15 protein-coding genes and 1 pseudogene are annotated in these 20,026 nt (G+C 46.0%); 10 read left to right on the forward strand and 6 right to left on the reverse strand.

The annotated features are described in order from the left end of the window. The coding region (locus QEH59_RS17090; protein WP_308986599.1) for an integrase core domain-containing protein at positions 1 to 383 on the forward strand (383 nt) is incomplete at its 5' end. 110 nt (positions 384 to 493) lie between these two features. On the opposite strand, the gene QEH59_RS17095 is transcribed toward QEH59_RS17090, so the two are convergent. The 5 genes from QEH59_RS17095 to QEH59_RS17115 form a co-directional block, all read right to left on the reverse strand. Beyond that, positions 494 to 739 (reverse strand): phage integrase N-terminal SAM-like domain-containing protein, encoded by a 246-nt coding sequence (locus QEH59_RS17095; protein ID WP_308986600.1) that lies wholly within the window; start codon positions 737 to 739, stop codon positions 494 to 496. 80 nt (positions 740 to 819) lie between these two features. Further along, entirely contained in the window at positions 820 to 1,050 is a 231-nt protein-coding gene (locus QEH59_RS17100; RefSeq protein ID WP_308986612.1) for a family 1 glycosylhydrolase, read from the reverse strand. A gap of 47 nt (positions 1,051 to 1,097) precedes the next feature. Further along, positions 1,098 to 2,552: an MFS transporter gene (locus tag QEH59_RS17105; RefSeq protein ID WP_308986601.1), complete on the reverse strand. Its 1,455-nt coding sequence runs from the start codon at positions 2,550 to 2,552 to the stop codon at positions 1,098 to 1,100. Positions 2,553 to 2,649: 97 nt separating this feature from the next. Beyond that, on the reverse strand, positions 2,650 to 3,378 hold the full coding sequence (locus QEH59_RS17110) for a hypothetical protein (protein ID WP_308986602.1): 729 nt from the start codon (positions 3,376 to 3,378) through the stop codon (positions 2,650 to 2,652). Further along, positions 3,378 to 7,028 (reverse strand): hypothetical protein, encoded by a 3,651-nt coding sequence (locus QEH59_RS17115; protein WP_308986603.1) that lies wholly within the window; start codon positions 7,026 to 7,028, stop codon positions 3,378 to 3,380. The genes QEH59_RS17110 and QEH59_RS17115 overlap by 1 nt, the downstream gene beginning before the upstream one ends. Before the next feature lie 190 nt (positions 7,029 to 7,218). Between QEH59_RS17115 and QEH59_RS17120 the strand changes: the two genes are divergently transcribed. Beyond that, positions 7,219 to 8,706 carry an ADP-ribosylglycohydrolase family protein gene (locus tag QEH59_RS17120; protein ID WP_308986604.1) on the forward strand — a complete coding sequence of 496 codons (1,488 nt, stop codon included), beginning with the start codon at positions 7,219 to 7,221 and terminating at the stop codon, positions 8,704 to 8,706. Positions 8,707 to 8,776: 70 nt separating this feature from the next. Beyond that, positions 8,777 to 9,793: a LacI family DNA-binding transcriptional regulator gene (locus tag QEH59_RS17125; protein WP_308986605.1), complete on the forward strand. Its 1,017-nt coding sequence runs from the start codon at positions 8,777 to 8,779 to the stop codon at positions 9,791 to 9,793. A 62-nt stretch (positions 9,794 to 9,855) separates the two neighbouring features. Here QEH59_RS17125 and QEH59_RS17130 read toward each other — a convergent pair whose 3' ends face one another. Beyond that, the gene (locus QEH59_RS17130; protein WP_308986606.1) at positions 9,856 to 10,884 is read right to left on the reverse strand and encodes a LacI family DNA-binding transcriptional regulator; all 1,029 of its coding nucleotides are present in this window, start codon (positions 10,882 to 10,884) and stop codon (positions 9,856 to 9,858) included. 358 nt (positions 10,885 to 11,242) lie between these two features. Between QEH59_RS17130 and QEH59_RS17135 the strand changes: the two genes are divergently transcribed. From QEH59_RS17135 to QEH59_RS17160, 7 genes and pseudogenes are all read left to right on the forward strand, one after another. Continuing rightward, positions 11,243 to 12,193 (forward strand): glycoside hydrolase family 130 protein, encoded by a 951-nt coding sequence (locus QEH59_RS17135; RefSeq protein ID WP_308986607.1) that lies wholly within the window; start codon positions 11,243 to 11,245, stop codon positions 12,191 to 12,193. A gap of 58 nt (positions 12,194 to 12,251) precedes the next feature. Continuing rightward, positions 12,252 to 15,449, forward strand: coding sequence for a hypothetical protein (locus QEH59_RS17140; RefSeq protein WP_308986608.1), 3,198 nt, complete (start codon positions 12,252 to 12,254; stop codon positions 15,447 to 15,449). A gap of 16 nt (positions 15,450 to 15,465) precedes the next feature. Then, positions 15,466 to 15,558 (forward strand): annotated as a pseudogene (locus tag QEH59_RS19070) (type II secretion system protein); the annotation flags it as partial. A gap of 60 nt (positions 15,559 to 15,618) precedes the next feature. Further along, a complete protein-coding gene (locus QEH59_RS17145; RefSeq protein WP_308986609.1) occupies positions 15,619 to 16,092 on the forward strand; it encodes a hypothetical protein in 474 nt (157 codons plus the stop codon). Between the two features lie 87 nt (positions 16,093 to 16,179). Next, on the forward strand, positions 16,180 to 17,307 hold the full coding sequence (locus QEH59_RS17150) for a glycoside hydrolase family 5 protein (RefSeq protein ID WP_308986610.1): 1,128 nt from the start codon (positions 16,180 to 16,182) through the stop codon (positions 17,305 to 17,307). A gap of 35 nt (positions 17,308 to 17,342) precedes the next feature. After that, the gene (locus tag QEH59_RS17155) at positions 17,343 to 18,473 is read left to right on the forward strand and encodes a glycoside hydrolase family 5 protein (RefSeq protein WP_308986613.1); all 1,131 of its coding nucleotides are present in this window, start codon (positions 17,343 to 17,345) and stop codon (positions 18,471 to 18,473) included. Between the two features lie 42 nt (positions 18,474 to 18,515). Further along, the coding region (locus QEH59_RS17160; RefSeq protein WP_308986611.1) for a glycoside hydrolase family 5 protein at positions 18,516 to 20,026 on the forward strand (1,511 nt) is incomplete at its 3' end.

Genomic DNA, 20,026 nt, shown 5'->3' on the forward strand with positions numbered 1-20,026 from the left:
AATACTTCGTCTGCGACAACGATCCGCTGTTCACGAATGAATTTTGCGAGACTTTGGAAACTTCAGGAGTGAAGGTCATCAAGACCCGCGTCGCGGGACCTGAGCAGAACGGCTATGCTGAGCGCTTCGTGAAAAGCCTGAAAGAGGAGTGCCTTGACCGGATGATATTCTTCGGCGAGCGCTCGCTGAGGAAGGCGATCAATGAGTATGTTGAGCACTATCATCACGAGCGTAACCACCGAGGTTTGGATAATATGATACCGTTTCCGTATGCCTCTGAAACAAAGGGCAGAAGCGGTTCAGTTGTAAAATTTGAACGGCTTGGAGGGCTGTTAAACTATTATCATCGAGAAAACGGAGAGGAGGGACGACTGGCCGGATAGCAGAATCATCAGAACCCGTGATCGAAATGATCGAAATAATGCAAGGAAATCGACCCGAGTCGGAGCCGCCTGAGGCGTGTTGATGGAGTGATTTCGATCAGTTCGACTTTCTACAAGTGATTGGCCAGCCAGGCTGAGAGATTGCGCTCATATGCCAGATGATACAGGTAGGCTTGTAACTCATCACGCGAAAGCTCCGAGGTAGCTCGCATGTAATAACGCGCCAGATCATACATCCAGTCGACGTAGCTCTTGATGGTGCGCTTCGAATAACGGCGCAGCTTTAATGCACGCACATAGCGTGCCCGACTATTGGTATTTTTTTTGTGTAGACATAGGTTGTCAGAATAACCCAATGCCTAGCGATTGACAACTGTTGAATCGATCCCCCCGCGCGGTAGCGCGGCTTAGTTCACGCAGCCAGAATTCTTCGAGCCTAAGAAACGGACGCTTGCAGTGCGTCTTGCTGGAAATTGGACTGTGGATCTTCTGTCGGGAATGGATAGAGTGCGTTTTGCTTGATGACATTAGAATACCAGTAGGCGCTGAACTTCGGCGTGCGCTTCAATGTTGTATAGTCCATGTGTATAATGCCAATACGGAGACCGAAGCCTTCGCCCCATTCGAAGTTTCCGAACTTTGTGCGCTTGAATAAATAAGAGCAGATGCTTTACGTGGTGGCATTTGTCTCGCGAGATGGGAGGCTTGGGATTTTTATAGCGCACCTCGACGCGCTTCGAGTTTAGTACGGATTTCGGCCATACGGTTGCGACTTAGACTATAGCATGAAATTAAGATTAGATTTATCATGATGAAAGCGATTGGAATTAGGGCATAGCAATTCCTCAAGTTCTCGAGTACCTCTGGTGGCTGCGCCGCTCCGAAATCTATATTAAAGCCAGTCCATACTAATAACATCCCTCCGATGCCAGTTGTGATAGTTCCAGATACTTTCGTCGTCCATGAGAAAACGGCGGAGAAGCTGCCTTCACGGCGTACGCCAGTTTTGAGTTCATCGTAGTCAGCGACGTCGGCTTGCATTGCTGGGACGATCAGCCATAGCCCTATACTGATCGGTCCGATGAGGAGGGGCGGAATCAATTGTAGCCATGGATGCTCGGGTGTGTAGCAAAAGAAGATTGAGATGTTTCCTATGAGCCCTGAGAATGCAACCAGATACAGCACGAATTTTTTTCCATAACGAGTTGCCAGTCGTGTACAAACTGGAATGGAAATTAGGTTGGGTATGAAGAGTAGTGTTGTTTTTACACCTGCAATGGTCGCTGCGAGTTTGATATCACCTTGGCATACATAATAGGCACTCACATAAAATCCAAGTGTGCCAACCAGCCCGAAACCGAACATGTTAGTGAAGACTATTCCTACGATGAGTAGAAATGGCTTTGTTTTTAAGGTTTGTTTTAGTGAGGGGAGTAGCTTTTGTTTAGCTTGTTTACTCGTTTCTTTGGCATAGTAGCGTTCTTTGACGAATATACCAGGGAGCACTCCGAGTCCAATAGTGATTATTGCTAGACCGATGCTGATGTAGCGCATGCCGTTGACGAGATCCGGACCACCATCGGGGGAGGTACTGAATACTGAAAGTGAAGCGGCGGCAAGGATCCATCCTGAGAGTGCAGAAAGTATTTGCTGTGGAAAAGTTCGGTAGGCAGTAATGTTGGTCCGCTCATCGTAGTCTGGACTCATCTCCAGATGGAGACTGTAGTAGGGCATCGACCATACGGTGAAGCATGTGTAGAAGATAATCCCGCTAAACAATAACCAGCTAAACGTCTGCAACTCGCTCATCTCTCTTGGAGCCCACCACATCAAAGGCATAGTTAAGCCAGCGAGTATGGCTCCGATAACAATGAAGGGACGACGTCTGCCCCATTTCGTGCGGGCATTATCAGAGATATTGCCCATTATTGGGTCGCTAAACGCATCCCATCCACGCCAGAGCATTGTGACTAACCCGAGTAGCGCTGGACTTAAGCCAAGGCCGATGTTAAAAACCGGGGTTAGGTTCTGGATGGGGATCCAGTTGGACGTGCCTTCAACGGGGCCGCCTAGGCCGTAGGCTACTTTTTGCCAAAAAGGAACGCGGTCAATTTCGGGAACCTCTGATTTGAATTTCTGAAAGAATGCTTTGACGCGACGAGATATCATTGTGGGTTGCGGGGGAATGTATGGTCGATTTTTTTCAGTTTAACACATTATGACATCGATGTCATTGCGTATTGAAGAGGGGATCTTTATTGTTCAGTCAACGACTGAGAATGGTCCATTGGATAGGATCATTGACGTAAGTGTTCATGCCATCTTGCCAGACTGGTTTGTGAAAGAACAGAAACTTGTTTGATCTGGCCGGCACGAAGATGGTTGCTGACCGTAGTATTTCCCAGCCCTCAGGGCTTTTCCAGTAGACTTGAAAAGGAATTTTCTGACGACGTCGTTCGGGGGACTCTGGCTTGGGGAGAGGTACAATGACTTGATCCAAGGGGGGGACTTGCGAGTTTGTTTCGCTGAGTATGACGCCTAAAATGGCTGGTGTGACATTGACCAGTGTCAATGAGCCGTAAGGTAAGGCCGTGGTGTTATCTTCTATTGATAGTATTCTAAAGCCCTTTTTCCCGTTTTGAGGTAGAACTAATAGAATGTAATCTTGATTGGTTTTAGTTAAGTTTAACGTGGCAACAGGAGGTGTCTGTGGTGCATTTACATCGATTGTGGGGATTTCGCTGTAAAACGTGAGCGTACGTGTGCCTCGGTACGCATAATAATCGGAAAGATGATTCCTACCTATTTCGATTTTCTTATAGTCAGAGTTGAAATTTAGGTAGAGTTCATGAGGCACATTTTCCCAGCCAAGTATGCGGAAACGACAATTTATTGTGGATTCTTGAGCGTGAGCTGGACTGCAAGTTATTAGAATCAGTAGCCATAGGGCCGCTGTGTTGCGTAGTAAGTGAGAGTATGTGAATTTAGGATACATTAGATTTCTTCGGAACTAAGCCAATTTAGTGAGATTATTTTAAATTTTCTTCCGAAGGCGTCGTTTGGTTGATAATCGCTGGGTGAGTCGGAGTTTGTCGTGAGTGGACTCACCGGTTCGGCGATACGTTGAACAATCGCTTCGCACCATGCTCTGGATTGTGCCGTGTTGGTTAATGGGTCTATGCTCTCGCCGTAAGCTCGAATGCGAAAGGTGTCCGAGCGAACTGTCAATATGGGGGCCAGATGTTGGAGAATATCTCCTTGTGTGACCCAGCCCGGCATACCTGTGTAATAATGGGCCCGCGCAGCTTCTGCAATCGGGAAAGTGGGTGGTAGGCCGCCAGGTGTGTTACCATCGGATGTAATATTAGATTCACCTCCGAAGGTCATCGCGGCATTGTAGTTTATAGAGGTGGCCGCAGTGGAAAGTTGATTGTTGTGATCTCTCTTGTAGTCGAGTGAGTCGATTGCAGCCTGTAGAGCTCCACGGTAGCCGGTTTTGCTATTGTCTAGTCGTCTGTTTACGAATTCTGCCATGGAGAGGAATGGGCCTCGGATCTTGACTTGTTCCACCATCGCCTCAGCTAAAGCTGTGAGTTGCTGCTCGGTAAGTGAGCGAAATCCAGCCCAGAGGTCATTTTTTGCCAAATCGTTTGATAGATTTTCAGGTGAGCTGAAGTGGGAAACGACGCGATCGAGAGTCGTGTCTAAGTTGCCAGTTTTCGGGTCTATGTTAAGGTCGCTTAGACTACCTAAGGTAGCTTTCCAGGCATCGACGGAGATTGAATTAACATTGAAGGCTCCATTGACCGTGAGATGGGCGGCAGCGATATCGAAGAAGTTGTTAATGGCTTGATTTGAAATAGATTCTTTGGGGGATGCTCGTGCTATACGTGCATTGGGGGCTGTGAAGCTAGCGACGTTAATATTTGCTGGATCATTATAAGTAGATAGGAAAAAACGGTCCCACAGCGCATCGTTCAGTAGGTAGGTTGAATCGATTATAGATTGAGTTTCGGGGCGCATATTATATTCATGATCACTGTCGCCATATGGTGAATTGCGTACTAGCTCGGTTGCTGCCTTTAGACGTGTTTCTGCAAAGGAGTTGCCGATCTGGAATGCCGGGGCGGTATCGAATCGGTAGAGATTCGCGTGTTGGAAGAAACCCAATGATAGAATGGGTTCTTCTTTATTCGGTACGTCGGCCAGCGGTACGTGGGTGCTCCCTGAAGCGCTGTATGAGTTCCCGAAGTAGGCATTTCCAGAGCCGTCGCTATCTATTGATGTCGAACTGCCGTAATTATTGTGTTTAGGCGCGGAGGTCCATCCTATACAGGTGTAGGCGTATCCACCACTAAAAGCGCTTTCTTCTATGCCGTCGCGACGTGAGTCTATTGCGATCGGATTGCGTAGTATAAACGGAGGTGGCGTCCCATATCCATTGCTTGTTGGGCCGTTATCAAAGGAGTACATGCTGGCTCCATATTCAAATTTAGCGTTGAAATTTGGCCCGCTGTTCCAGTCGGAATTTAAAATGCGCGTATTGCCTCCTCCATCTCGAGCGATCTCTCCAGATGTTCGCTGAATTAAGTCCCATGTGCTGTTAGTTGTAGCGTTGCTGTAGTTCTCACGGTATAGTCTAGAGTAGTAGGGGAAGCGATTTTTTAAAATTAGGTCATTGGCATTATCTTTTAGGTCACGGCTGTCTCCCGCAGCTAATGGTTCGCGTAGGCCGAAACTACGAACTTCTCCTGCAGGGGTATGACTGCCAATGTCTATGCTAGAGTTGTTAAATTCGTTACCTAGGGCCAGGTCCTGGTTACCCCATGACCTCCATTGGCGCCATTTAAATTTGGGGTAATGTCTTTGAACTGTTCCAGTTGTCGCATCGATTTGAGTTACGCCTTCACTAACTATGGTGGGTAGAGGGGTTGGGTAGTCTAAATAGACTGAGCCGCCGTTTGCTCCTTCGGTTAGTTCGTATCCCTCTACATAGGGTTCATCATTGTTATTATCGATAGAAAGTAATATGACTTGCCCAGGAGCTAATGCGATTGTAGGTGTCGTGAAAATTACACCAGTCAATTCAGCACCTGCTTCGTCTCGGAAAGTAGACATGTTTGGATGTTGAAGGACTCCATCTATGGCTTCTGACAGGGCTCCTTTTGTGTTTTTATCTCCGTGTTGGGCGACACGGCTATTGGGGTAATAAGCGAAGTTGCGCCCTCCGGAGTGTCGGAGGGGGGCGTCACTGCTATTCCCGGTTACATTTTGATCAAAAACGAATTCCGGATAAAGCACTGTTCCAGCTCCTGCATGCATGAATTCGATTTCGTAAGCATGTGGGGCCAGTGGAACGTTATATGGGTTCCATAAAATGACTTGGAAGTCTAAGTGAGCGCGGAAATAAAGGTCGGTTTCTGCCGCTTTTTCGATTATTTCTGGGGTTACTCCGAGGATACTGCGAATGGCAATAGGCCCTATGCCATAAGTAATATCGTCGTGTGGACGTGGAAGCATTCCGTTTGCGTAGTTGTCTTTGAGTTGGTAGAACGAGCGTAGCTTTTTCCATGTAGGTCCAGGTTCGCAAAAAGCGTTATTTGCTTGTGGGAAATCAGCGATGCGTGGCTCAACAATGTTAAAAAAGGGTGTGGTATTATAAAATGAGAAATCCTGAAGGCTTGTCGGGATTAGGTCTTTTGCTGGTTGTTCTAAAAACCAAGTTAAATCCTTTTTTAGACCGCCGTGTTTAGTGTCAGTGAGTAGTCTAATGCTATAGGCAGTCAGGTCGTGGAAGCTGTTCTTGGCAATTGTCGCATCGTCCAGTAGCGCGGACAGCTGGTTGTTGGACCAAAGCTTTTCTAGTCTGGTGTCATTTGTTGGGAAGCTCTTGTTATTGAGCGCTTTTATGTGTTCTATGCCGCTTCGTTGTGCTGTTTGAAATGAGTAACGGCGCTCGTTGTTGTTGCCATCTTTCAAGTGAGTATCTCGGATATTGAACTTGGCTTTGGCCCCTTCGTCGGCCACCCAGTAGGAATATTTACCTGCCTTACTTTCGCCGATCGTGACTTTTGGAGCGTAGACATTCTTTGTTGTATCTGTGTCATTGCTGAGGAGTAGAGCATCGTTTCTGGAATCGGGAGTGTAGGAGCTTGCGGCGTCTAATTCCTGGTTTCCAGAAACTAGTAGTTTTAGAAGGCGGTTGCTGCTTCGATTGCTTATGTCTAAATACGCGTTAAGGTCAGTATTTCCCGAAGCCCTAATGCTAATTGGGTCTTTTCCGTTGTCAGTGGGGTAAGTTGCATCCCAGATTCCCGTCCAGTTCTGAACGTTCGTGTAGCCGTCGATGTTTAATGTGCTCGGTGTGGTATCGAGGAGACCTACCGAGGCAGAGATGCGCTGGTCGGGGCCGGCGTATTTTTGTAGTTCACCAATTGCCACAAGCAGTGCAAGTTTTGCGTTCTGGCGCGCCGATAGCTTGAATTTTGTGGTGTCGCCAATCGATGTTTCAACTTGGATTTTTGTTGTGATGGTTAAGAGAAGTAGTAAAACGAAAGCCATCAAGCCTAGGGCTATGACTAAGGCGAAACCCTTGCATGAGGAGTTGAGGTGCTTCGCTTTTTTTTGAACGTGAGGAGTTTTCATGTGATACTGATTTAGCTTATTTATTGTTGATTTCAGTATGATGTTTTTCGGGTCTATTGGAGCCGCGATTCGTGTGATATATTTTTTGCTGTTGCAGGGTTGGCATTCAGTTTGCGTTATGTCAACAAAATTGACATCGATGTCATTTTTGCTTGATTTTTACGAGTAGTATCTGGATGATTGTTTTGATATGACGCAAAAAGTATTGATGAGCATTGATCGCTACCGGGAAAAGATGATTGGCTGCTGGCTAGGTAAGGCCGTTGGTGGTACACTTGGAATGCCTTATGAGGGGTATGCTGGGCCTCTTAATCTTACTTTTTATGATCCGGTTCCGGAGGCAATGGTGGCGAATGATGATTTGGACCTCCAAGTTCTTTGGGCTTGTTTGTTGTACCAGCAGAATGAGCCGAGAGTGACGCCGTCACTTTTTATCCAAGGATGGAGGGATCATATTGATTTTCCTTGGGATGAATATGGCTGTTGCAAACGTAATCTAGCGGATGGCTTGCTGCCGCCGCTTACGGGTTCTTTTGATAACTGGTTTCTCAATGGAATGGGGGCAGCTATTCGTAGTGAGTTGTGGGCCTGCTTGGCTCCTGGGGATCCTGCACTAGCTGCGGCTTACGCACGTGAAGACGCTTGTTTGGACCATGCGAAAGAGGGACTTTGGGCGGAGGTCTGGCTGGCTGCGCTTCAGAGTGCGGCTTTTGTGGAGTCTGATTTGTATAAAGTGATTGATGTTGGATTTGAGTATATCCCAGAAGGTTCTGAAATCCGATTTGCGCTTGAGGATACGCAAGAGTGGTGGGATGTCAGTCATGATTGGAAGGAGGTGCGACTGCGGATCTTGGAGAAATATGGGCACGAAAATTTTACAAATGTGACTGAAAATTTGGCATTCACACTTCTGGCATTATTGGACGGTGATGGCGATTTTAGTCGTAGTATTTGTACTGCTGTAAATTGTGGGAAAGATACTGATTGCACTGCGGCGACTGTGGGCGCATTGCTTGGTATCATGGCTCCGGATTCGATTGGTGATGAATGGCTGAAGCCAATAGGGCGTGACTTAGTTTTGAGCCCTGAAATTGTAGGTATTACACCTCCAGCGACATTGGATGACTTTACTGATTTAATTGCTGATCTGCGCTTTCGTCTCGCGGGGAAAATGCCGGAATGTTCACAGTCAGATATGGTGCCTGCTGGTTTATGTGTGGAGGCTCGCATTGGATCTGCAGACGTGCCATGGTTTGGGCATGGCTGGCAGTTTGCACAGACGATGCATTTGGGGTTGCCTGAGATGCGTAAGGTTAAGTTTGCTGGTACTTGGGTGAAGTATGATACGATTTCAATTGAGCAGAATGCTATTTTTGTGGAATACACCTTTAGCTTGGCTAAGCCAATGTATGTGCGCGTGATGTTTAATACGCATGAGGATTGTCGGGTGTTTCTCGACGGTGAATTTGCCTTTGCTCGTGAGTGTGGGCGTATGGCGCCGTCGCCTCATCGCGTTCCTCGGAACCAGGCGGTTGATGTAGAGCTGTGTGAGGGGATGCACACTGTGGTGGCTGTAGTAAAGGTTCCTGAACCTCGTGCTGAAATTGAATGGGTTGTTGGGGTTAGTGACCGAAATAATAATGATCAATGGCTCTCTGGAGTTTTCGTCGCTTGTTGATCCGTATTTGAGCTTATTGTAAAGTAAAACTTTCATCAGCGCTATGCTTTGCCTATTACTATGAGTAATCATGAGTAATATCTATAAAGTTGCTGAGTTGGCTGGGGTCTCACCTAAGACGGTGGCGCGAATTCTGGCTGGGGAGTCGTCGCGTTCGAAAAATCGAGACAAGGTTTTGGAGGCTGCTAAAGAGCTGGGATACGTTCGGAATCAGCAGGCTGCGAATTTGCGCAGAGGTTCTTCGTCGGTGATTGGGGTCATTGTGCCAGATGTAAACAATCCTTTTTACGGAAAAGTGGTGCAGTCCATGCACGACGCTTGCTTGGAGCGAGGGTTCTCTATATTACTGGCTTCTAGTTTTGGCGATCCGGAAGGGGAAGCTCGGGCCTTGAGGACCTTGCAGAGCTATCGTGTCGATGGAGTGATGCTTAACGCGTCAGAGCATCCAGTCGGGCGGGAGAGTTTGAAAGTTTGCCAGCAATTGATCAAGTCGGGGAAGCCTGTTGTGTTAGCTGGTGAGGTCCGGGAGAGGCTCGTTGGGGCTGATCGTGTTCAAATTAATAATGAAGCGGCCGTCATGAAGGCTGTTGGTTATTTAATATCGAAGGGGCATCGGCGGATAGGATTTATTGGAGGCTTAGAGGGGAGTTATGCTATGCAGCAGCGGTACCGGGGCTACCTTAATGCTTTGCGGAAGTTCGGAGATTCTGCTGTGGGGTCTTGTTCAGTTTTTACGAACGGTAGTTTATCGGAAGTCGTTGCGCATGTAACTAATATGATGGCTCCTTTGAGGTTGGGGGAGCGGCCCAGTGCATTCATTGCGGGCAATGATATGATTGCGATTTCCGCACTTAAGGCATTTGAGCGACTTTGTCTTCGGGTGCCGGATGATGTTGCTGTTGTCGGGTTCGATGGGATCGACTTGGCGGAAGTGATAACGCCATCCTTGACGACGATGCACCAGCCCCAGGTTAGAATTGCTGCCGAGCTTGCGGAGCTTATGATTGGGCGAGTGCGCGGAGAGGTGACCTCGGTCGCGAAGTGTTTGAAGTATGATGCTGACTTGGTTGTCCGAGATTCGGCTTAATCTCGGACAATTCGGATTAGTCAAAGAGTTTCTTTGTTATTCAGATTTTTTCGCAGAATAGGTTAGATTTTAATTTGCTTGAGTTTTTGGGTGGACTTACGAACGACGAGTGGGATTGTTATGCTCTCGGAGAGTGATTCGATTGGTCCAGCTTGTTTGTCTTTTTTTGAATTTTCTATTTGCTCCTCTAGGGTACGCGTTGCTGCAATTCCCATGCTGTAAGAGGGAGTGCGCATTGCTGTCATTGGTGTATCTAGTAGTGATGGCAGATCGCTTTCCTCAAACGTGACAATCGAAATGTCGTTGGGGACTGTAATGCCCATTGTTTTTGCTTCTAGTTGAAAACCAATTGCGAGGTCTTCGTTGGTAATGACTAATGCTGTGGGGTGTTTCTGTAAATTGAATAGGTGCCGTGCTGCGGATCGTCCAGCGTCGATGCTTGCGTCGTCCAGTTCTATGGATTCGTTAGTATCAAGTTTTGCTTCTTGTAATGCTTTGCGGAATCCATTGCAGCGCGCCTTGTGGCCGATGTCGATTTGGCTGAAGGAAACGATGCCTATTTGCTGGTGTCCGATGTCAATTAGGTATTTTGTAGCATCGTATCCAGCTTTGAAGTCGTCGATGAAAATTTGGTTAATGCCATTGTCCTTTTGTTTGTGGCCTACGATGACATGTGGTAGACTAGTTAAATCGATGTCGGCTGAAGGGAAGTAGTTTTCGTTGAGTGATATAATTAAGCAGCCTGCTGCAGCCTCTTGTATCAGCATTTGTCTTAGGTGCTTAGGGTTGCAGTTCTTGGTGTTGAATGGGCGTAGTTGGATGTTGTAACCCATCTTGAACGCGGTGTCTGTTATGCCGCTTAGTATGCGTGCAATATAGCTACTCTCTAGTGCGCGTTTGTAGTTGGGGATTAGAACGACGAGTCGGTTTTGTTCCATGACGCGCCAGCGTGGTTGGAAATTCAGGTCTCCCATTGCCTTGTGGATGCGCGCTGCGGTTTCTGGTTTTACGCCAGCTTTGCCGTTCATAACTCTTGAGACTGACGCGGTAGATGAGTTTGCCGCTTTTGCAATGTCGTATATTGTAGTCATATGATGAAACAGTTTCACTTTACGACTCGGGTCAAGTTCTGAATCTGCGTATTGATCCGTCATTCATGACTCTATTCGAAGTCTGTATAATCTCTGTGGGAGTGTTCTTTGGTGGGCACTCGTTCCTAGTATAGTCTGTTTTGTTTCAGCATGAAAATTTAAAGTTTTTGCTTGAAACAATTATGAAATAAGTTTCACTTGGGTTTCTGCTTTTATTAAACATCTAAAAATACCTCAAATCCCCGGCCTTCTAAGTGACTTAGAAGGTATCTTTATATTAACTTCTTAATTCCTGATTTCTCAATGGTGGGGACTGGTTGGTGTTAATGCGCTTCGGGCTTTTGGGTATATTAAATTTATGAATCCATTTTGTTTTAGAAAAAATCCGACGAATCCGGTGATTGAACCATCTGATTTTCCATGTAGTATAATGTACGCTTTTAATCCTGGCGCGATTAAGGTAGGAGACGAATATCTCATGGTAATGGATGTCGCTACGTTGGCTCAGCCAGTGGTATTTTGGCTAGCTCGTAGTCGTGACGGAGTTGACTGGAAAGTTGACCCAGAGCCTTTGGATTGGCCTGCGGCTGATCATACGCATTCGGAGGATTGTGTGTATGATCCGAGGGTTACTCCGGATCCCGATAATCCAGGTGCTTATCTTTTAATGTATGCTAGCAGTAGTGAGAAAACGGGGTGCAGGTTGGGTATTGTGCGGACCTGGGATTTTAGGGAGTTTGAGCGAATTGGCATTGTTAGTGAGCAGGGTAATCGTAATGGCGTGATCTTTCCTGAAAAGATCAATGGAAAGTATGTGCGACTCGATCGTCCTTTTGGTGATCCGAATGATGCGTGCGGTATTTGGATTAGCTATTCTCCTGATTTGATTCACTGGGGGTGCTCTAAGGAAGTGATGGGGCCTCGTGCTGGACTTTGGGATAACCTTAAGGTCGGGGCTGGTTGCGTACCAATTAAAACAGAGAAAGGATGGCTGAATATTTATCACGGTGTGACGAATACTGGAGCTGGTTTGATCTATCGCTTAGGCGTTTGTCTGTTAGACTTGGAAGATCCATCAATAGTAATTGCACGTGGAGAAGATGCGGTGCTGTGGCCTGAGCATCTATACGAACTGACTGGACGCGTGCCTAATGTGGTTTTCACATGCAACGCGATTGTTGAACCGGATAATTCAGTGAAAATTTATTACGGTGCAGCGGATACTTGTATTGGTTTGGCCGAGTCAAGTCTTGATGAATTGCTTGATGCTTGCGTTCGGAAGAACGCGCTTGTTTTGCGTCCCTTATAATTTTTCTTAATATAAAATATTTTTAGATATGTTGAAATTCTATGCTCTCTTTTTGCTAATGTTACTATCTACGTTACAAAATTTCGCTCGTGATCCTTACATGTCAGTACGTAGTGCTGAGCTTGATCCATTCGGGGTTGAAATCATTAAGGAGGTTAGATTAAGGACTGAGGAGGTGAAAGGAGACGAATCTGCTGTACTTTCACTGAAGGAGCGCTCGGGTCCTTTACTCAGCTCATTGATGGACACCGAACTGGTGATCAGCTTTAAGGAAGCTCAGGAAATGGATCGACTGGCTATACCTAGGATTGGGTATAAGGATTGGGCGGTTCCTGCGAGAGTGCGTGTTTCCATAGATGGTAAGAATTTAGGGGCGTTTGATTTGAAAGCAGAGGCAAGTAGTCCGATGGAGGCTCTTGGTTCTGTAGACATATTGCATTTGGGAGAGGCGATGTTTGTTGAAGAGATCCGATTAGTTGTCGAGTCGGTCGATTCGGTAAGTAATAATCAGCACGGTATGCTGAAGGTCTTCGGGGCAAAAGCTGCGTATGCTCAAGTCGATTTAGAGGAGTTTGGGCCAGTACCTCTAAATAGCCGAGGTATTGAGTTTGAGCTACAAACTCCTGTTGATGTTGTTGCACCGAAACTAAGGGTTCGTGCGTATCAATTTCGTCGTCAGCGCACCGCTGAAATCGTGTTGCAAAACCTTGAGGCTGGGCGAAACTTGGTGACGGTGAATTGGGATTCAATTCGTTGGGATGGTCGACTGCCCTCGGCAATCGAGCCTTATAACTTTAATCAATTTGTTATCGAGGACGTAACAGGTGGTGCAGATGTCGAGCTTCTAGGTTGTAAGTATCTTCTGACGGAGGATGCTACGATGACGGTTCCTTGGGACACGATACCGCGCCGCGTTTACACTGTCGACCAAGAGGGGTGGCAGGACGGAATTCCGACAGAAGGCTTTGGTCGTTTCGGTTGGTTGCCGAATAATGGTTTGCTTACTGGTTCCTTTAATGGGCGCGGTTTTTCAAATCAGATTATAGATCCCCAAGGCGAGAAGTCTTCTTATGTCTGGAGCATACAATGTGGCGATGCGACTTATTTAGATTGGGAGCGCACTCGATCTGATTGGGTTTCAATTAGTCATATGGCCTATTATGATTACACTTCAGAAGTGAAGGATGACCTTGCGGCTAAGGCACCACAGCTAATTAAGGAGCGACGAGTACCACAAACGGTGCAGGGTAGTATATTAGCACCTGGGTTTCTAATCGATTCTGAAGATACTAAGTTGGCAATTCGATTAGATGAGGGCGAGCGCGGGGAAGGTTACTTGGCGTATCCTTCAACTTCCGGCATTGTCGTAACACCTTTAGGGGATGCTTCGATTTCCCCTGAGATGTCGGAAGGTTGGTTTGTCGTTGGCTGGGCAGGCGCTGAACAGAGTCCAGTGCTTTTCGCTCCGCAGGAGAAAGTTGACTCCCTGTTACTGCGGGATGGCGAACTCGAGGTTATCTTTGAGCAAGCAATGGGTCGGGTTGGGGTCGCGTTTCCTGGTGGTTTTCGTCCGATTAGTCTGGACGAAACTTCGCAGGTTGAAGGGAACGTTGCACTGGTTCGAGATCTAGCATCCATACTGCGTGCTTATCCGATAGGGTGCTCGCAAAGGTTTCGAGATTCTGGGGGTTATGTTGAAATCGAGGAGAAGTTCCAGTATTTAGGCTGGGAAAATGTATGGGGTGAGTCGGGATTGGAGATTGCGCCAGTATCGCCACTTTTGAGCTTTGCGGATGGTCAGAATTATCCTGTAGAATTAGATGATGATTTGCTGAAGTTGAACTGGCCAACAAAATACGGGCCTTACGCATATATGCCTGGAGGGCAGGTGAGTTACCGATTGTCGATCCCTCCAATGGAAACAAGTATGTATTTGGCTCCAGAAGATAGTTCAAAGCGAAAATTTCCAAGTTTAGGAGCTGAGATTTCAAAGTTGGTTGCAGGTGATGCCAATAGGCTAAAGTTTCGTGATAATCTCCAGGCATGGTGGATGTGGGCACCTTCGAGCCTAGCGTTTCCATTGTTGGATGCCTCTCAGAAATCCAATTTTCTTGAAACTTGGCGTAGTCGCTTGGATTCTGGATTAGCTCCACATACTTGGTATATTCGCAAGGAGCCATATAGTGCTTCGACTTATCCCGTAGCTTTTGGCTGGGTTGAGGAGCAAACGATGACAATCGGCGATGTGAACTCTGGTGTTGGTGCGACTTTATACGCACTTTGGGCCTATGCTCGGTGCAGTGGAGATTGGGAGTATGTACGCAGCAAATGGCCTGTTGTTCAAGCAACAGTAGAAAATTTCCTTCTCGAGCACGATTGGTGTTTAATGGCTTCGGGAGCTCGTGAGCACAGTGCATCTTCGGCGATTGATATGGATGGAATCGCTTATGAGGGGGTTCTTGCGTATGCTCAGATGGCTGAGAAACTTGGTTTTGAGGAGGAAGCGAGCTACGCACGTTTTCTAGTCGCACGTTTTGCGGTAACCACTTGTATACGTTGGGTTGGCCTCGATTGGCGTAACCCAGCGCAAAGTCGAGATGATTGGGAAGATATTGGCGTCGGCTTTGGAGAGTTCCCCGGTGTAGACTATCATACCATTAAACACGGAGACCCTGATAAAATTGTTAGCGAAATTGCATTGAGTCTGTCATGGGTTGGGCAATACCCCGAGCTGTATGATCTGCACCGTTGGGGATTAGGTGATGACTTCTGGGAGTGGTTTGAGTGGGAAATGGTTGAGAGTCGGATGGTTGACTGGAGGAAAGACCATCCGGGAAGTAGAAACAATCACCCGGCGAATATTGCTGCACACTTATATTTCCGATATCTCTTAGGAGCAACCAAAGAAGACATTATAGCTGAATTGGAAAGTCAGGAAGGAGCATGGGCGATGGCACCTCAAAACGCGATTGCCCAAGAAAATGCCGCTTTATATGCGATGTTGGAAGGCAGGCAGTACCCTCTAGTTTTAAGGGATTGGGGGCGTGCGAGGATTGTATCAGCTGAATTTAGCGATGATCGAAATTTAGCTTCGTTGGTATTTAAGTCCGAGCAAGATTTCTTGCTTAAAGCAAAGGTTGGTGCCGCAGTTTCTTCGGTGATGCTTGATGGAAAAACGGTAGATTTTGTTGTGAGAAATCGTCAGTTAGAGATCCCTATCCCCGTCGGGGAAAGTCGAGTTAATGTGCATTTTTAATAAATAGTAATGTATTATGTGCTTTAGTTATAGAAAAACGAAAAACGATGGATTTACTCTGATTGAACTGTTGGTCGTAATTGCTATCATAGTGATTCTTCTTTCAATTTTGATCCCTGTTAGTCGAATTGCTATCGAAAGAGGAAATCAGGTTAAGTGTATATCAAATATGAGGCAAATTGGGAGCTTATTGCATTTATACTTGAATGAGAGTGGCCGGAAGTTTCCTAAGCCTAATGAGTATAGTTATGACGGCTGGATTGAGGAGTTATTGGAATATAGTGGTAGTCTCGATGTTTCAATATTTGCATGTCCGTCTGATGATAAGGAACGTACCGTGGATGGGGATAAGCGTTCGTATGCCGTGAATCAATATTTATGTCGAAATGATGGCTTAGTCCAAAATGATGAGAATCCGAGCATGCTCGTCATGCTTGGCGAACGCTCGACCGCAGTCAGCGTGATAGGTACGAATGGTGCTAATAATCTGTATGGTGTCTATAATCTATCAGAGCATCATGATGGAGGCAATCGAGCGAACGTCTTGTTTCTTGATGGTCATGTAGAATCGATGGAAACATCATTTACTTCACAGCGAACTCCCGTCTGGTGGAATCGGCGTTTTAAAGGTGAACAAGACTAAGATTCTACTCACCAGGCCAATAAGCATTTTTCTGATTCCAGAAAGGGATCAGTGTTTACCCCTAACCCCCGTTATAAGATGAATATAATGAAATCCCGCTTTAATAATCTGTTCTTTGTGGTTCTTCTGCTCTTTTCCACGCATTCTTGTATTGTAGCGAATCCAACTTTCCTTTCGTGGGGAGAACGTGTTGGAGCTACACCTCATCGAGGTGTAAACACTGGGTCTTGGCTGAGTTCATGGGATATGTCTGTTGTGAAGAGTTGGGGCAGTGATGTGACTCTTATACGTCTACAGTTGATGGGCGACCATTTTATTCCTATTCTTGATCCTTACGGGCAATGGACATTTCCGAATGAAGGATGGCTGGCACTTGATGCCTTTCTGAATAACGCGCGTAGTCATGGCCTTAAGGTAGTAATCGACATGCACCAGACAAGAGATTATTTTCCGAGAAGACATTCAGCCGAGGATTGGGGTAGCCAACAAAATCGTGACAAACTTTGTTCTATTTGGACTACTATTGCAAAGCGTTATCGCTATAGTCGTGGTGTTATTGCTGGCTTTGATATTCTTAATGAACCTTGTCCTCCAGACAATTTGAGTGGGTATGATATGTGGAATCAAACAGCACTTGAGGTTACCAATGCGATTCGTAGGTTCGACGACTATCATACTATTATTGTGGAGTCGGCTGGTTATGGCAGCGCTCGGTGCTTTGATTATCTTGTGCCCACAGGTGATAATAACACGGTCTACAGTTTTCATTTATATGATCCTCATGAATTTTCTGAACAAGGCACACGTGTCGAATGGCCTTTCGGGGATGACGGAGTTTCTGGTTATGTCTACCCTGGAATCATACCACTTGGCTGGTTTACTAAAGTAGATACTCTCGTCGATTCTGCATACATATCGAATAAATTGGAACCTGTTCGTCAGTTTCAAGATGATTACAATGCCCGTATTTACGTGGGCGAATTTGGCTGTATTCGCTGGACTCCAACTGCAGCAGGTGAAGTTTACAATAGTACGAGTATATGGTTTGAGGACGTATTGAATCTAATTGAGGCCGAAGGGTGGGATTGGACACACCATGCTTACCGTTTGAGTGCTAATGGTGCTTACAGTATCGAGCATAGCTCAGATCCAACAGATAACTCACGTTATCCTAATTCTGATAACCTTCAGCTGTTTAAACTCTATTGGGATTAGAGCTCTTTATTGCCATGATTATTATAAATAAAGCAATGAGGTACTTCTCTAAATGCCGACTGAATGTCGTCTTAGTACTACTCCTAACGTTTAACTGCACCTTTGGGAAACCTACGTCTTTTTCGTGGGGTGAAGGTTTAAAGGCAACTGAGGTACATCGTGGTACTAACAGTGGCACATGGTTGAGCTCATGGGATTTGTCCGTGTTGAAAGGGTGGGGGGAGAAAATTACTCTCGTTCGGCTTCAGTTAGTAGGAGATCAGTTCAATCCGATACTTGATGCTACTGGAGAATGGACTTTTACCGATGAAAGTTGGTCTTCAATTGATACTTTTTTATCCCGGGCTCGAGATAATAACATACATGTGATTATCGATGTACATCGCCAGTTCGATTACTTCCCGCGTGCTCATTCTGCAGACGATTGGGGTAGTCAAGAGAATCGTGAAAAACTATGCTCTATTTGGCGTAGTATCGCGCGGCGCTATGTCGATAGCCGTGGTGTTATTGCAGGTTTTGATATTTTAAACGAACCTTGCCCTCCTGATACCGCTAGTGGATATGAAATGTGGAATCAGACAGCCAGTGAAGTGACTCAGGCAATTCGGGAAATTGATAATTATCATACTATAATCGTCGAGTCAGCTGGTTATGGGAGTGCACGTTGTTTCGAATATCTTGTACCGACGGGGGATCGTAATACAGTGTATAGCTTTCATATATATGATCCTCATGAGTTTTCCGAGCAAGGTACTCGCATGCAATGGCCGTTTGGTCGAGATGGTGTGTCTGGCTATGAATACCCAGGAGTGATTCCGTTAGGCTGGGATACTAAAGTCGATACAACCGTTGATGCCGCGTATATTTCGAGTAAGCTTGAGCCTGTTCGTCAGTTTCAGGATAAATATAATGCAAGGATCTATGTCGGTGAGTTCGGTTGCATTCGCTGGACTCCTACAGCACCAGGCGAAGTGTATAATAGCACATATTTTTGGTTCAAAGATGTGCTTGATCTAATTGAGGCTGAAAGCTGGGATTGGACTTATCATGCTTATCGATTGAGCGAAAATGGTGCATACGCCATAGAGCATGGCACTGACCGTGCGGTTAATTTACGTGATCCCAAATCAGACCTTTTAAAGCTATTTAGTAAGTATTGGAATTAGCGCATGTGAAGTTTATTGGCTTGAGTTTTGTTTATTTGATTCGTGAAAATTTATCTTAAATATTTACTTATAGCCCTTGTCCCATTTTTACCATTACGTAATAGTGCTTTAGCTAATTCGGACGATTTTTCCTGGGAAATAAGTCTAGTAGGCGCCAAGGTTCATCGCGGGGTTAATAGTGGTTCTTGGCTGGGGGAGTGGGATTTTACGAATCTTAATACATGGGGAAACCGAATTTCTCTCCTTCGTCTCCAGCTTTTAGGTGATCAATTCGAACCAATTTTAAATAGCGAGGGTGAATGGACTTTTAGTGATCTTGGATGGGAAATCCTTGATGCACTTTTAGCCAATGCACGTAAAAAGAGTATTAAGGTGTTAATTGATATGCATAGAACTCGTGATTTCTATGAGAGAAATCACTCTGCTGCAGATTGGGGCAGTCAGGAAAATCGAGATAAACTTAGTTCTATTTGGCGTAGTATTGCAAAAAGGTACCGGAACCATCGTGGAGTCATTGCGGGCTATGATATTCTAAATGAGCCTTGTCCGCCTAATAATATCGAAGGGTATGATATGTGGAACCAAACCTTTGCTGAGGTAACGGCTGCCATTCGAGAATATGATACGTATCACACTATCATTGTTGAGTCCGCTGGCTTCGCAAGTGCTACTACCTTTGATTTTTTGGTGCCGACAGATGATGAAAATACTATTTATAGTTTTCATTTTTATGATCCGCATGAATTCTCGGAGCAGGGAACTCGTGATGAATGGCCATTTGGTGACGACGGTGTTTCCGGTTACGTTTATCCAGGAGTCGTTCCTCTAGGTTGGAGTACTAAAGTGGATACGTTGGTTGATAAAGCTTACCTATCGAGTCAGCTTGAACCTGTCCGGCGATTTCAGGCGACCCATGGGTGTCGAATCTATGTTGGTGAGTTTGGAAGTGTTCGTTGGGCTCCAACTAAGGCAGGAGAAGTTCACAGTAGCTCCTATTTTTGGTTGCGAGACGCCCTTGATTTATTTGAGGCTGAAGGGTGGGATTGGACTCAACATAGCTACCGTCTCGGTGCCCCCTATACATATGGTATTGAGCATAGTACGGATCGTGAGGACATCTCACGCGATCCTGATTCAAACTTTCTGAAGCTATTTGCGAATTATTGGGGAACAATTACTGAAAGTTCGCAAATACTGCTGGATGATAGATATGTAATCGCTCTTCCTTCAGCGCTTCAAGTGGATCCTCGCATCATTGATGATTCGCAGCCTGAGCAGCTTAGTATCAGATGGGAACAGATTTCAGGCCCTTCAGGGCTGCTTTTCAGCGATATTCATTCTCTTTCTCCAGAAATAACTTTTGAACAAGCAGGAAGCTACGAGCTACGATTATCTGTAAACGGTTTTAGTGCGTCCACTCAGGTGGAAGTCTGGGATATTCCATTTCCTTATGGGCTTCCTGGTAGTGTCTTCCTTGGGCAGTCTGATTTCATCTCACACAACAGCAGTCAGGATCTTAGCGGAGGCATTATCGTGGATTCCGATGCGTCTGC

Source organism: Thalassobacterium sedimentorum (genome assembly GCF_031127905.1).
In the GTDB taxonomy this organism is placed as follows: domain Bacteria; phylum Verrucomicrobiota; class Verrucomicrobiia; order Opitutales; family Coraliomargaritaceae; genus Thalassobacterium; species Thalassobacterium sedimentorum.

What these genes read in the sequence shown, in the direction of transcription:
- QEH59_RS17125 (WP_308986605.1), top strand. Translation starts at nt 8,777, where the DNA reads ATGAGTAATATCTATAAAGTTGCTGAGTTGGCTGGGGTCTCACCTAAG.
- QEH59_RS17150 (WP_308986610.1), top strand. Translation starts at nt 16,180, where the DNA reads ATGAAATCCCGCTTTAATAATCTGTTCTTTGTGGTTCTTCTGCTCTTT.
- QEH59_RS17140 (WP_308986608.1), top strand. Translation starts at nt 12,252, where the DNA reads ATGTTACTATCTACGTTACAAAATTTCGCTCGTGATCCTTACATGTCA.
- QEH59_RS17105 (WP_308986601.1), bottom strand. Translation starts at nt 2,552, where the DNA reads ATGATATCTCGTCGCGTCAAAGCATTCTTTCAGAAATTCAAATCAGAG.
- QEH59_RS17130 (WP_308986606.1), bottom strand. Translation starts at nt 10,884, where the DNA reads ATGACTACAATATACGACATTGCAAAAGCGGCAAACTCATCTACCGCG.
- QEH59_RS17155 (WP_308986613.1), top strand. Translation starts at nt 17,343, where the DNA reads ATGAGGTACTTCTCTAAATGCCGACTGAATGTCGTCTTAGTACTACTC.
- QEH59_RS17145 (WP_308986609.1), top strand. Translation starts at nt 15,619, where the DNA reads ATGAGGCAAATTGGGAGCTTATTGCATTTATACTTGAATGAGAGTGGC.
- QEH59_RS17110 (WP_308986602.1), bottom strand. Translation starts at nt 3,378, where the DNA reads ATGTATCCTAAATTCACATACTCTCACTTACTACGCAACACAGCGGCC.
- QEH59_RS17135 (WP_308986607.1), top strand. Translation starts at nt 11,243, where the DNA reads ATGAATCCATTTTGTTTTAGAAAAAATCCGACGAATCCGGTGATTGAA.
- QEH59_RS17115 (WP_308986603.1), bottom strand. Translation starts at nt 7,028, where the DNA reads ATGAAAACTCCTCACGTTCAAAAAAAAGCGAAGCACCTCAACTCCTCA.
- QEH59_RS17120 (WP_308986604.1), top strand. Translation starts at nt 7,219, where the DNA reads ATGACGCAAAAAGTATTGATGAGCATTGATCGCTACCGGGAAAAGATG.